This window comes from Bacillus sp. AK124, from assembly GCF_053903085.1.
Map to the genome: position 1 here is coordinate 138475 of NZ_CP096378.1, position 13495 is coordinate 151969.

11 protein-coding genes are annotated in these 13495 nt (G+C 44.7%); 7 read left to right on the forward strand and 4 right to left on the reverse strand.

Annotated elements, in window-relative coordinates:
• Positions 1-5 precede the first annotated feature (5 nt).
• From M1E06_RS00690 to M1E06_RS00705, 4 genes are read right to left on the reverse strand one after another with little or no spacing between them, the layout of a single operon-like run.
• A complete protein-coding gene (locus M1E06_RS00690) occupies positions 6-1268 on the reverse strand; it encodes a glycosyltransferase family 2 protein (RefSeq protein WP_020453531.1) in 1263 nt (420 codons plus the stop codon).
• Positions 1261-2991 carry a DUF2334 domain-containing protein gene (locus M1E06_RS00695; RefSeq protein WP_216904200.1) on the reverse strand — a complete coding sequence of 577 codons (1731 nt, stop codon included), beginning with the start codon at positions 2989-2991 and terminating at the stop codon, positions 1261-1263. Before M1E06_RS00695 ends, M1E06_RS00690 begins: the two co-directional genes overlap by 8 nt.
• A complete protein-coding gene (locus M1E06_RS00700) occupies positions 2981-3820 on the reverse strand; it encodes a diguanylate cyclase domain-containing protein (RefSeq protein ID WP_025810544.1) in 840 nt (279 codons plus the stop codon). The genes M1E06_RS00695 and M1E06_RS00700 overlap by 11 nt, the downstream gene beginning before the upstream one ends.
• Positions 3801-4862, reverse strand: coding sequence for a lipoprotein YdaJ (locus M1E06_RS00705; protein WP_206761232.1), 1062 nt, complete (start codon positions 4860-4862; stop codon positions 3801-3803). The genes M1E06_RS00700 and M1E06_RS00705 overlap by 20 nt, the downstream gene beginning before the upstream one ends.
• Positions 4863-5374: 512 nt before the next feature.
• Between M1E06_RS00705 and M1E06_RS00710 the strand changes: the two genes are divergently transcribed.
• From M1E06_RS00710 to M1E06_RS00740, 7 genes are all read left to right on the forward strand, one after another.
• Entirely contained in the window at positions 5375-6313 is a 939-nt protein-coding gene (locus M1E06_RS00710; protein ID WP_020453527.1) for a sugar-binding transcriptional regulator, read from the forward strand.
• 125 nt (positions 6314-6438) lie between these two features.
• Positions 6439-7110: a deoxyribose-phosphate aldolase gene (gene deoC / locus M1E06_RS00715; RefSeq protein WP_020453526.1), complete on the forward strand. Its 672-nt coding sequence runs from the start codon at positions 6439-6441 to the stop codon at positions 7108-7110.
• An 81-nt stretch (positions 7111-7191) separates the two neighbouring features.
• On the forward strand, positions 7192-8373 hold the full coding sequence (locus M1E06_RS00720) for a NupC/NupG family nucleoside CNT transporter (RefSeq protein ID WP_020453525.1): 1182 nt from the start codon (positions 7192-7194) through the stop codon (positions 8371-8373).
• Between the two features lie 30 nt (positions 8374-8403).
• Positions 8404-9705, forward strand: coding sequence for a pyrimidine-nucleoside phosphorylase (locus M1E06_RS00725; RefSeq protein WP_020453524.1), 1302 nt, complete (start codon positions 8404-8406; stop codon positions 9703-9705).
• 161 nt (positions 9706-9866) lie between these two features.
• Positions 9867-10133 (forward strand): hypothetical protein, encoded by a 267-nt coding sequence (locus tag M1E06_RS00730; RefSeq protein WP_026580364.1) that lies wholly within the window; start codon positions 9867-9869, stop codon positions 10131-10133.
• A 369-nt stretch (positions 10134-10502) separates the two neighbouring features.
• Entirely contained in the window at positions 10503-11903 is a 1401-nt protein-coding gene (locus M1E06_RS00735) for a hypothetical protein (RefSeq protein ID WP_223254881.1), read from the forward strand.
• A gap of 137 nt (positions 11904-12040) precedes the next feature.
• Positions 12041-13486 (forward strand): DEAD/DEAH box helicase, encoded by a 1446-nt coding sequence (locus M1E06_RS00740; protein ID WP_096748411.1) that lies wholly within the window; start codon positions 12041-12043, stop codon positions 13484-13486.
• The last annotated feature ends 9 nt before the right edge of the window (positions 13487-13495 follow it).

Sequence of the window (13495 nt, forward strand, 5' to 3'; positions counted from 1 at the left end):
AAAAGTCACCCGCTTTTCTTTTGATTGTATCGTTCTGTTTTGTACCATTTAACCTCTTGCTTGAACAGGCGGTGCTTGATTTCGACGAATAAAGAATAAATCACGAGCGCAATCCAAGCCTGCGAGTATGTAAAGTACATCAGAAAAACGATGAAAAAGTTCTGCCTGTTCATTTCTGTTTTTTCGATGCTCAGTGTAATCATGACCTCCGTCATAAATAGAAAGAAAGCCAAAACCCATAAGATGATAGACAAAAAACCGAATGAAAGATGCAGATTATAAAATAAATTGATCACAAAAAGCGCATTTGACATGATGACACCAAAGAAAAACAAAAAATAGGTAAAAAAGAAATAAAACAAATCAAAAATAATCCGTTTCCTCTTCAGCTTGAAAAATTGAGCCAAAAATTTCAGGACGACATACTGGTTGCCGCGCGCCCATCTTGTCCGTTGACGCCACCAGACTTTCCACGTTTCCGGCTCCTGCTCCCAAGTGACGGCCGCCGGGAAGAAGCGGATGTGGTAGCCGAGGTTGTAGACCCGGATCGTAAGCTCGGTATCCTCCGCGAGCGCCTGATCGTCCCAGCCGCCCAGCTGTTCGATAATGCTTCTCCTGATGGCGAAATTGGTGCCGGGGATCGTGGCGATTTTGAACCATTTCCATCTCCCGCCCTGTGCCATCCATTGGAAACAAATCGTTTCGATGTTGATAAATTTTGTGAGCAATGTTTTCGCCGCATTGATGACGCGGAATTTTCCCACCACTGCTCCGGCTTTCTGATCATTCATGAGCCCGAGGACAAGGTAATAAACAGCCATTTTTTCGGGCGTGTTGTCGGCGTCATACACACAAATGACATCTCCGCTTGATTCGGCAAAACCGCAATTGAGCGCCGTCGATTTTCCCTTTCCGGCATGCGGAGGTTTGGTCACGACCATTTTAATAAAGTCGTATTGTCTGGAAAACTCACCTACAATGTCGCCCGTCCGGTCAGATGAATTGTCGTTGATGACGATAATCTCCAGCCGGTCCTTCGGATAATAGAGATTCACCATCGCCTTCAGCGTCTGCCGAATCACGACCTCTTCGTTATGCGCAGGAATCAGAACGCTGACCTTCGGAAGATCCTTCACGTTCTCTTTCCACTTCGGCATGTTCCGTTCGAAGGTCATATAGTGGCGGAATCCGCCCTGCATCAGAAACATGTGATACAGAAGCATGACCCATATTAAGCTTAAAGAGACTAGGAACAGAACATTACCCACGGTTTTTTCTCTCCTTAAAGATTCGTTTTTTTAATGTGGCTCTCAAGTAAAGGGTATAGCTCACAAACATGACAACAAACAAGAGCACAATAAGAGAGAGAATCCAAAGCGCCTTTTCCAGCGGGCTTTGCTGGTGATGATCGAAAAACGTCTCAATGGCGCTGACTTTGCTTTTAACTTGAATCGTTCCATCTCCGCTTGTGTGAATTTCCACTTTATCTGTTTTAACGGTTTGCTTTGTCTTTTTAATATCGAGCCATTCGCTGTTCGGAATGCGTTCCATTTGATCAACCAGCTCAGGGAGATATTTCATTCCAAGATAAGGATGATAAAATGCGCCGGCTACTCCGCCTTCAAAATCGATCATTTGAGAGATGCGTTCCTCGACTTTGCCGAGCGGATTTTGATCCGATTGATCAACATAGCCGATGGTCTCAGGATAGAGCGTCATCCCATGGAGTATTGCCGGTTTGGTAACAAAAGGCCCGGCGCCTGACGTTTTCCATGTTGTATCGCTAAGCTGAACCTGGCCGAACAAGCTTGTGAAATACTGTGAGGCGATCTGATAGCCGTGCTCTGACATCGTATAGTGCGGCGCTTCAAACGCGAGCGGATACAGCCCTTCTGCGGTGAGATCTTCAATAGCGTTCGTCAGCTTCTGCCGCGTGTACGTTTCCTCATTTTTTCTGAACGGCTTCAAATAGTTTTGATATGCTTCTTCATTCGGAAAGTTCTGTTCCTTTTGCAAAAGGGTCGCGGGCTCTTTCGCATTTTGCGATGTGATCGGCTGATCGGCTTTAGCATCCCAAAACTCGAATCCTTCACCGGTTTCGCTGTAGCGGTATGTATGGGTATACCCGTGAACAATTACACTGCCGCCCATATCCTGCAGCTTCCTCAGCACGTTGACAAGCTTCGGCTTTTCAGACATATAGACTTTGTCGCCCGTTTCAGGATTGACATATACCGGAATCACAGAAAGGATAAAAGGAATATTTCGTTTATGCAGATAAGCCCCGGCTTGGAGCAGCAGTTTTTCATCCGACATTGGGCTGATATCCTCAAGCCGCAAATATAACAGCGTGCTGTCCGGGGTTTCACCAAATGCCTGTCTGAGCTGCTTAGCGGCGAGGAGGTTGTTGTTGAGCAAATCGGTTAAACCGATGTACACGTTACTTTTGCCGGTTTTCCATGCGAATGGGTGAGCTTTTCCGTCGTCAGCTTTGTATGTGTACAACGCTTTTCCCTTCAAGCCTGATACCTCAAGGACACGAATTCCGCTTTCTAAAGAGGTATCGTGTTCCTCATTTGTGCTGCGAATCTGATACACATTGTCTTCGCTTTTCAGCGAAAGATCTGCAAATTGGCTGAACTGCCCGGCGTTAAAGCCGATCGCTGTCACAGGTTTTTGGAAGGAGCTGATCAGCTGCGCGAGCTTTTTGTTCAGCTTTCTTTTCGTTTGTCCGTAATAGATGACGCGGTCTTTTCCTGCCAGATCCGCAGCTTTGACATCCGCATCATTTACAACGGTCACATGGGATGTAAAATGGCCGGCGATAAGGTCGAGCATTTTCACATCGGCTGATTTTTTGCCGTCCAATGTTGAATAGATGATGAGAATGCCGCGCTCCTGCTGCTTTGCCCCGGCGGTGTCCGGAACATGAAAAACCGCAGCCAGGATAAGGACAGCCGCGCATAGAAGTAATATCCGCTTACAGTTCATTCATCATCATCTCGTTTTCTAGTTCTTCTAAAAATTGCTCAGCAGTCTTTAAATCGTTTTGATATGATAAGTGGCACACGTGGAAGGTCAAGGTGACATACTTGCCGTTTTTCAGCTGGTATGTGTTCAGCTGTTTCTTCAGTTTTTCAAGGACGGCAGGCATATGCTCAGCAGGCGTGTGTGTCAGCAGGATGCCAAACCGCTCTTCGGCAGGCCGGAATTTTTTATCCGTTTCCCGGACACATGATCTGATTTGACTGCTGACAAATTGAAAGAGACGGTCGGTTTCTTTTTCTCCGTACAGGGATTTGAACTCTTTGAAATAATGCATTTGCAGCAGTAAAAAAACAAATGAGTTGCCATACCGCTCTGCCCGCTTGATTTCTTCCGAGAGCTCCAGCTTCATCCTCTGTTTATTATCAAAGCCTGTCACCCTGTCAATTGCAACGAAGCTATTGATCTCGTCTTGAAGGTGTTTGACAGAGCGGTGAAGTCCGATCGCGATGTCATGGATTCTCCCTGACATGAAGGAGAACAGCAAAAGCGCTATTCCCCAGATGACGAGGGTTTGCAATTCCGTTTCAGACGAAGCGTCTGTGTGAAGAAACATCATCAAAGTTCCGAGAACAAACAGGACGATGATCGTCCCAGCCAGTGCGTAAATCGATCCGAGCCATATTCCCGCTGCGATGATGGCAAGTGTGATGCAAATGATGAGAATGGATTCGGACTGCGGGGCTGAGACATAATGGATGAACAACGCAAGAGCTGCTGCTATTCCCGTCATATAAGCGAACATTTTTTGCGAATCATTGAATGATATTTTCATTTAAAAGCTTCCTTTCGGCTAATAGGGGCAGCAGGTTATCAAAAGAATGCGTATCATTTCCGCTCATATATCCCCCATAATACGTCTCAGACGAATCAAGAATTTCAAAATCATTCATTCGATCATACAGCGCTTTGATGACGTCTTGATCTTCGTTTTGGTTGATGAAAAATAATATCGCCAAAGCGTAGACGGATGGAGATTCGTATTGAACCGCCGGCTTTTTTGTATCGATCGAGTACCGGCCATACAGTTTGCCGCCGGTTTGAAACGTCTGTTTGAGCCAATCCGCTAATACAGCGGCTTTTTGATCCTTCGGCGGTAAATGCCAAGCTGTGTAAAGCTGATCAATGAGATTGACTTCATGGTCATAGGTGTATGCTTTCGTTTCTGTACTGTACACTTTCGGGAGAAAACCGTTTTTCAAAGGGGCGCGGTAAAGAATGTTGGCGTTCCGCCTTTCGGTATCCTTATCTATCACTCCGTTTTTTTTCAAGACGGATAGCGCATCTGGCATGATATAGGAAAGCGTGATATCCTTTGATGCGGATTGAGAGGCGGAGTCGTAAAAGTCCGTCAATATCCCGTTGTTCATGTTGTGCGTTTTTAATGCGGAACCGATGTTCAGAGCGGTTTGTTTATACTCGCTGTTTCCCCATAGAGCTGCCGCTTGATCGAGGCTCACCATGATTCTGAGATCATCGATCAAGGCGTTTACCCCGCTTGCCTGGCCGTTTTGGATTTGCCATGAGACCAGGTTGTTTTTCATCAGAAAGGATTCGGTCAGGTGCTGATATTGCTCATGAAAATGCTCGCCGTCTTTTTTACTGATCAAAAATTCCATCCACAAGCCAAGCGATTCCGACAAGTAAACAGGCTGGTCAGAAAAGCTGGTTTTAATCAGCCCCTGATCGCTCATTAAATGATGGTAAACGAAGTGTTCGGCAGGCTGCAGCGCTTCATCATTTTTGTCATCATCTGACTGATCTTCAGCTTTGATACAACCGACGGCCAGACTGGCCGATAAAAAGCACAGGATCATACCAATCCATATATACCTCACGGGTGCTTTCACGATAGATCACCCCGAATGTTTTTTTTGAGAATAATTTTGACTTACTTATTATAAATGAAAAATGGAGATTACTAGATTTTTTTGATCTTTTTGGACTATCCAAAAATAGGACGTAAGTCCAATAATAAAATGTTTTTCCATCAATAGAAGGATTTTCGTATTGATTTTCATAAAAAAATACCAAAAGAAATAAACGGAGGACGTGAATGGATAGCCTGTGTGAGACCAGAGCAACCAGAAAAAATCTTGGTGAGGTATTGATTCAGCTATGAGATGAAACCGTGTTTTACCGGCGGACAAGCGCAGCTGAAGAACTGACAGCAGAAAAAGATGTATATATAAAGGATAAAGATATGATATGAACACATGTAGTGGCGCATGGGCCGGCATACTGGCCGTCTTTTTGCAATTCAGCTGGATGAGAAGGAGCATGAACCTATATAATATGGGTTAAAGCGTTACTAAAGGGGAGGAACGTGATGGACAAGGAAAAACAGCAATTGAGCATTGAAGCTGCGAGGCTCTATTATCAGTCTGACTACAGCCAGCAGCAAATCGCCGAACAGCTGCAGATTTCAAGACCGACGGTATCAAGGCTGCTGCAGTTCGCCAAGGAAAAGGGGTATGTCCAAATCCGCGTCATGGATCCGTTTGAAGATATGGATGCGCTCGGTGCGATGCTTGAGGAAAAATACGGGCTCATGGAAGCACATGTTGTTTTTTCGCCGACCGCGGATTATACGACCATCACGCATTATCTCAGCCGCTTCGGAGCCGAATACATGCACGGCGCAGTCAAGGACGGCGACATTGTCGGCGTCAGCTGGGGAACGACAATGTACCAAATCGCCCAAAATATGCAGCCCAAACAGGTGAAGGGCGCAGAGGTCGTACAACTGAAAGGCGGAATCAGCCACTCAAGTGTCAACACCTATTCGTCTGAAACGATTCAGCTGTTTGCCGAAGCCTTTCAAACGATGCCGAGGTATTTGCCGCTTCCGGTCGTGTTTGACAATCCGGAAGTCAAACAGATGGTAGAGCGGGACAGGCACATTAAGCGGATCATAGAAATGGGCAAACAGGCGAACATTGCGTTATTTACAGTCGGCACAGTCCGTGATGAAGCCCTGCTGTTCAGGCTGGGTTATTTTCATGAAGAGGAAAAAGCCCTTTTGAAAGAACGTGGAGTCGGCGATATTTGTTCGCGCTTTTTTGATGCGGAGGGAAACATTTGCAGCCATGCTATCGACTCGCGGACGATCGGCATTGAATTGGCTGACTTGAGGGAAAAAGAACGGTCGATTCTCGTAGCGGGCGGCAGCCGGAAAAAAGCCGCTATTCATGGTGCACTAAAAGGCAAATATGCCAATGTGCTGATTATTGATCAGCATACGGCGAAAGAACTGCTAGATGATTAAAGTGTCCAGGAAGAACAGCCTGGATTTTACTTTATTTTCTATTGAACAAAATTTCATATGGTAATTTACATTTGTTCAAAAATCGGTTATGCTGAAACTATCTTATACAAAGGAAGTGCTAGTATATGACGATTGCAAATCTCATTGATCATACAGCATTGAAACCGCATACACAAAAATCCGAGATTGAAAAATTAATAGAAGAAGCGAAAACACACCAATTCGCTTCAGTTTGCGTCAACCCGACATGGGTTGAATTTGCCGCCAAAGAGCTGAAAGGAACGGAAATCGATGTTTGCACAGTCATCGGTTTTCCGCTGGGCGCCAACACGACAGAAACAAAAGCGTTTGAAACGAAAGACGCGATCGCAAAAGGCGCGACAGAGGTGGACATGGTCATCAACATCGCCGCTTTAAAAGACGGAGACGATGACTTTGTCGAGGCGGACATCCGCGGAGTCGTTGAAGCCGCAAAAGGTAAAGCGCTTGTTAAAGTCATCATTGAAACGTGTCTGTTGACAGACGAGGAAAAAGAGCGGGCTTGCCGCTTGGCTGTTGCTGCCGGTGCCGACTTTGTCAAAACTTCAACCGGGTTCTCAACCGGCGGAGCGACAGCGGAAGATATCGCCCTCATGCGGAAAACAGTCGGACCCGACATCGGTGTCAAAGCATCCGGAGGCATTCGAACAAAAGAGGACGTTGAAAGCATGATCTCAGCCGGAGCGACCCGGATCGGTGCAAGCGCAGGCGTTTCCATCGTCAGCGGAGCAGAAGGAAAAAATGAAGATAACTACTAAGATCCAGTGCGGCGGGAAGCGAAAGCTTCCTGCGCACAGATACAAAAATGTAAGCGAATACATCCCCAGGAGGATCAAAACATGAAATATCTTATCGGGCTCATCGGTTTATTTGTCGTCTTAGGGCTTGCATGGCTGGTCAGCAGCGGAAAAAAAAGAGTGAAGTACCGTCCGGTTATCGTCATGATCGTGCTGCAATTTGCATTGGGATATGTTTTGCTGAACACGGGCGTCGGAAACTATCTCGTCGGCGGGTTTGCCAAAGGCTTCGGGTATTTGCTTGAATATGCCGCAGAAGGTGTAAATTTTGTCTTTGGCGGGCTGGTGAATGTGAATGAATCCACATTCTTCATCAGCGTGCTGCTCCCGATTGTTTTTATCTCTGCTTTAATCGGTATTTTGCAATATTGGAGAATCCTTCCGTTTATTATAAAATATATTGGTCTTGCGCTTAGCAAAATCAACGGGATGGGCAAACTTGAGTCATACAATGCCGTGGCCTCGGCGATACTGGGGCAATCTGAAGTATTCATTTCGTTAAAAAAGCAGCTGGGGCTGCTGCCTAAGCACAGACTTTACACGCTGTGCGCTTCAGCGATGTCAACCGTCTCGATGTCTATCGTCGGCGCCTATATGACGATGCTGAAGCCAGAATACGTTGTCACCGCGCTCGTATTGAACTTATTCGGCGGATTTATTATTGCTTCGATTATCAATCCTTATGAAGTCGATCGAGAACATGATATGGTAGAGGTACAGGAAGAGGAAAAACAATCCTTCTTTGAAATGCTGGGCGAATATATTATGGACGGCTTTAAAGTCGCCGTCGTCGTGGCCGCTATGCTGATCGGATTTGTCGCGATCATCGCAATGATTAACGGCATTTTCAGCGCCGCACTAGGCATATCATTCCAGGAACTGCTCGGATTTATTTTTGCGCCGTTTGCCTTCCTGATGGGTATTCCATGGCATGAAGCGGTGAATGCTGGAAGTATCATGGCAACCAAGATGGTCTCAAATGAATTTGTCGCGATGCAGTCTCTCGCACAAGGCAGCTTCCATTTCAGCGGCCGCACCGAAGCGATTGTTTCTGTCTTCCTCGTCTCATTTGCCAATTTCTCATCGATCGGAATTATCGCCGGCGCTGTTAAAGGACTGAATGAGAAACAAGGAAACGTCGTCGCACGCTTTGGCTTGAAATTGCTGTATGGCGCAACGCTCGTCAGTTTCTTGACAGCGACCGTTGTAGGATTGATCTATTGATAAACATTGAAAAAAGGACTGGTGATCACAATGAGAATGGTTGATATCATCACTAAAAAACAAAATGGAGAAGAATTGACAACAGAAGAAATTCAATTTTTCATTAAAGGCTACACAGACGGCAGCATTCCTGACTATCAGGCGAGCGCTCTGGCGATGGCCATCTATTTTCAGGACATGACGGACAGAGAACGGGCCGATCTCACGATGGCGATGGTCAACTCAGGCGAAACGATCGATCTTTCCGCGATTGAAGGCATCAAAGTCGACAAACACTCAACAGGAGGCGTCGGCGACACGACGACGCTCGTACTTGCACCGCTTGTTGCGGCTCTCGACGTCCCGGTCGCCAAAATGTCGGGCCGCGGCCTTGGACACACAGGGGGAACAATTGACAAGCTCGAAGCGATCAAAGGGTTTCACGTGGAACTTTCTAAAGACGAATTCATCGAACTTGTCAACCGCGACAAGGTTGCCGTCATCGGCCAAAGCGGAAACTTGACGCCAGCTGACAAAAAACTGTACGCCCTTCGCGATGTGACAGGCACGGTCAATTCGATCCCGCTGATTGCCAGCTCGATTATGAGCAAGAAAATCGCCGCGGGGGCGGACGCGATTGTCCTTGACGTCAAAACAGGCGCCGGCGCCTTTATGAAAACGGATGAAGACGCCGTCAACCTTGCAAAAGCGATGGTCCGCATCGGAAACAATGTCGGCCGCCAAACGATGGCTGTCATCTCTGACATGTCCCAGCCGCTGGGGTTTGCCATCGGAAATGCCCTTGAGGTGAAAGAGGCGATCGATACATTAAAAGGGGAAGGTCCGGAAGACTTGACTGAGCTTGTCTTAACATTGGGCAGCCAAATGGTCGTTCTTGCCAAAAAGGCAGAGACCCTTGACGAAGCAAGAGAGAAACTGATCGATGTAATGAAAAACGGAAAAGCGCTGCAAAAATTCAAGGATTTCCTTCAGAACCAAGGCGGCGACAGTTCTGTCGCGGATAACCCTGAAAAGCTGCCTCAGGCTGCCTACAAAATCGACATTCCTGCCAAAGAAGCGGGCGTCGTGTCTGAAATCGTCGCCGATCAAATCGGCGTCGCGGCCATGCTGCTGGGCGCCGGCCGCGCAACAAAAGAAGACAAAATCGACCTCGCCGTCGGTATCATGCTTCGCAAAAAAGTCGGCGACGCAGTCGAAAAAGGCGAACCATTGGTTACCCTATACGCAAACCGCGAAAATGTCGATGACGTCATCGCGAAAGTCTACGACAACATTCAAATCGCTGAAAAAGCCGAAGCGCCGAAGCTCGTGCATACGGTGATTACGGAATAGAAGAGCATGCAGAAACAGCACATACCCTTGGGTGTGTGCTGTTTTTATGGGCCTTTTTTCTCATTTACCTATTTTAATCTTTCTTGTAGCATGAATACGTCTTAGGTGTCATCTTTTTACATGGACGGAAAGGTATAGATAAATAGGAGGTTTTTTTAAACGTGGCCAAACGTATTCTGGTATCTTCTGGTATTAGTGTTTTAATCTTTATCCTTATAGGTATATGCTCATTTATCCTATATGCCATACTGTCGCATTTTTACATGCAATCTTTTGTGACGGGCGAACCTTCCCAGGATGAAGCGCTGGGATGGGGGTATTTGGGTTTGTTGTTTATTTCATTCATATTGGCAATTTTGACAGGCATAATTGGCGGAATCATTTCCTTTTGTATATATTTCAAAAAATTCAAGAAATGGAGCAGTTAAAAGAGAACCGCCGGAAAATCCGGCGGTTTTTAAAAACGGATATTTTGAGAAAACCTTGGGTGTGTGCTGTTTGTTTAATGGCAAGATTTGAAGAAGGTCATTTGAACTAAGCACCTGATGCTATTTCAAAGAACATTGTGAGAAGCTTGAATGGATCAATTCAAGAAAATCCAAAAAAACCAAGTCCATTATCCTATTTACCTATTTTGGATGATATTGTAATATGAAAAAGGTCTGATTTATAAGAACGTTGGATTCAATCGGAGAGCAACAATATACCTAACCGAAATACTGTGGAATAAGCGAATAGTAACGTGCAGACGTTTATTTTCTGAAAAACGAGGTGAACCCGATCCAAAAGGGAGATCAATGTTAGATTCTAAAATTACTTTAACAACACAAGAACTCGTTGCTGCATTGCTATTATGCAGATATGAAAAAGCTGCTGAGGACATTATTCATGAACAGCAGCTGATTCGAGATGAAAAAGACATTGAACCATTCTCTATTCACGCCGAAAACCTTTTAAAGCAAAAAGGACATTGGGATGATGATACAGAATCCAACTTGAAAGAAGGATTAGAAAGCATAATTCATCTCCTTGTACAATCAAAACGAAAAGTTCGTTGTACTCATCGAAAAAAGGAGATGATCATTCATCATGTCCAAAAAGATGAAATGGTTGTAGAAGAAATCGAGAAACAAAATCATAGCATCTCAATTTTAAAAAGCAGAGAGCCGTTTTTAGAAATGTTGAAAACATTTTATCATTCATATAGTAATAAAAAACCAGAGTGTGACATATTTCAAATGGATGAAGATTCGTTTGATGAGTTTCATAAGATGGAAGCTGAAGTCATCAAGAGAATGGCGGAAGATCCGAAAACACATCCGACTAGTAGCCAATTTTCTTTTGACTTTTTGGCAAATGATCAAGAGCTGGATAATATTTCGTTTTTTGAAAGTGACTCGATTACAAGACAGTCGAGATTAGATCAAGTTGTGTTTTTATTAAGAAACGATAATTTCATTTGGCATTTAGGTTATGAAAATATTAAAAAAAACGGTTCACTTTATCTTCAGCCTGTTGCTGTAAATGAATATTTTGAGAAAATAGTGGATACAATGAATGAATTTTTTGATTTAGAGGACAAGGGATTTCTGTTTAAATTCTCTTTTGAAAAAAGCCGATTCCTTTGGCTGAGAAGCAATTTTATTCTTTTGTTGTTAACTGCTTTATTGTTGTTGAATAAACCTTATTGGGAAAAAGACGCCAATGTTATGTTCTTTATGTTTGTTTTCACTGCCGAGCTGTTTATCATTTTACTTTCGTTGGTATATGGTTTTCAAACAAAAAAGACAGTTACGCGCCCTCCTTCAAGGGCTATAAGAAAGACCAATATCCCAATAGGTATATTTGTTTTTTCTATTTTTAGTTTATTTTTTGGATTTGCGATGTCAGGGGATATACCGTATCCGAATTCTGCGCTTATCATATATTTAACAATCAACATGGTGTTTGCATTTGTTTCTTTGTTTGTACCAACATTAATCATTAAGCTATATGAAACCAATGTATATGATGAATCAAATGGGCTAGTCACCGACTTTTTTCGATATGTAGCCATTCTGGTTTCCTCTTTAAATTATGAAGTCCAAATCGTTTTAGCCCGCCTCCCTTTTGTATTACAGCGTCTAATGGGCGTCATTTTCATCGCTGCTTTGCTGTGGGAGCTTACTATGATCGGATTAATTTTTGAAAACAATTGATATTGTAGGTGTTTCTTGCGGCTGTGTCTATTACAGCCTCTTTTTCATGTCTTTTTGAAATCAGTCATGATTCGCGTATAATCACATTCATAACACCATCATTCACTGGAAATCATATGACCAAAAGGAGTTCATACATGAGCAAAGCCAGTTTTACAGACTATGCATTAAGCGGCGATATTACGAAAGCGCTCGATCATTTAGGGTATAAGCAGCCGACTGCGGTGCAAAGCGAAGTGATTCCCGCGGCGCTTAAAAAGCGGGATGTTGTGGTGAAATCGCGGACGGGGAGCGGGAAGACGGCCGCGTTCGGAATTCCGCTTTGCGAGCTAACCGAATGGGAAGAAAACAAACCACAAGCTTTGGTTTTGACACCGACGCGCGAGCTTGCCGCTCAGGTTAAGGAGGATTTGACGAACATCGGCCGCTATAAAAGAATAAAAGCAGCGGCTGTTTACGGGAAATCGTCCTTTGAACGGCAAAAAACAGAGCTCAAGCAAAAATGCCATATCGTTGTCGGGACACCTGGACGCGTATTGGATCACATTGAAAAAGGGACCTTTCCATTAGAAAAACTGAAATACCTTGTCATCGATGAGGCCGATGAAATGCTGAATATGGGATTTATCGATCAAGTAGGAGCGATCATCCGCCATTTGCCTGAAGAACGGCTGACGATGCTGTTTTCAGCAACTTTTCCGGAGGATGTAGAGCATCTATCCCTTCAATATATGAAAGACCCTTTGAAAATCGAGATTCAAGCAGGCGGTACGACAACTGCAGATATCGAGCATCAACTGATCATTGTAAATGAAAATGATCCATTTTCGCTTTTAGTGGATCTGTTCATTGTTGAGAATCCGGACAGCTGCATCGTCTTTTGCCGCACACAGGAGCAAGTGAATGAGTTGCAGCGGAGCTTAGCCGGTTTGGGTTATCCGTGCGCGAAAATTCACGGCGGCATGCCTCAGGAGGAACGTTTTGCCGTGATGAACCGCTTTAGACGGGGAGCGTTTCGCTATTTAATCGCGACAGATGTAGCGGCAAGGGGCATCGATATTGAGAACATCACACATGTCATCAACTATGAGCTGCCATTAGATCAAGAAAGCTATGTGCATCGTACCGGAAGAACAGGCCGAGCCGGCAGCCGGGGAAAAGCGATTACGCTTGCCAGTCCGCGTGAAAAAAGGATGATCGCTGACATTGAAGACTATATCGGTTTTTCCATTCCTATTATTGAGGCGCCGTCAAAAGAAGAAATTGCACGGGCAAAAGCGGCATTTCAAAAGAAAATCAATAGGAAGCCTGAGCTTAAACAGGACAAGAGCGAATCGTTAAATAAAGAAATTATGAGACTCTACTTTAACGGGGGAAAAAAGAAGAAGCTGAGAGCTGTTGATTTCGTTGGGACGATTGCTAAAATTGACGGCGTCTCCGCTGAGGATATTGGGATTATCACGATACAAGAGCAAGGTTCATTCGTTGAAATTTTAAACGGCAAAGGACCGCTCGTCTTAGAAGCGATGAAAAACACAACCGTGAAAGGGAAATTGCTGAAAGTGCATAAAGCGAGGAAATAAACTTAGGCT

Coding starts and splice junctions, on each gene's coding strand:
- M1E06_RS00695 (WP_216904200.1), bottom strand. CDS start 2,991: ATGAACTGTAAGCGGATATTACTTCTATGCGCGGCTGTCCTTATCCTG.
- M1E06_RS00700 (WP_025810544.1), bottom strand. CDS start 3,820: ATGAAAATATCATTCAATGATTCGCAAAAAATGTTCGCTTATATGACG.
- M1E06_RS00705 (WP_206761232.1), bottom strand. CDS start 4,862: ATGATCCTGTGCTTTTTATCGGCCAGTCTGGCCGTCGGTTGTATCAAA.
- M1E06_RS00710 (WP_020453527.1), top strand. CDS start 5,375: ATGGACAAGGAAAAACAGCAATTGAGCATTGAAGCTGCGAGGCTCTAT.
- deoC (WP_020453526.1), top strand. CDS start 6,439: ATGACGATTGCAAATCTCATTGATCATACAGCATTGAAACCGCATACA.
- M1E06_RS00720 (WP_020453525.1), top strand. CDS start 7,192: ATGAAATATCTTATCGGGCTCATCGGTTTATTTGTCGTCTTAGGGCTT.
- M1E06_RS00725 (WP_020453524.1), top strand. CDS start 8,404: ATGAGAATGGTTGATATCATCACTAAAAAACAAAATGGAGAAGAATTG.
- M1E06_RS00735 (WP_223254881.1), top strand. CDS start 10,503: ATGTTAGATTCTAAAATTACTTTAACAACACAAGAACTCGTTGCTGCA.
- M1E06_RS00740 (WP_096748411.1), top strand. CDS start 12,041: ATGAGCAAAGCCAGTTTTACAGACTATGCATTAAGCGGCGATATTACG.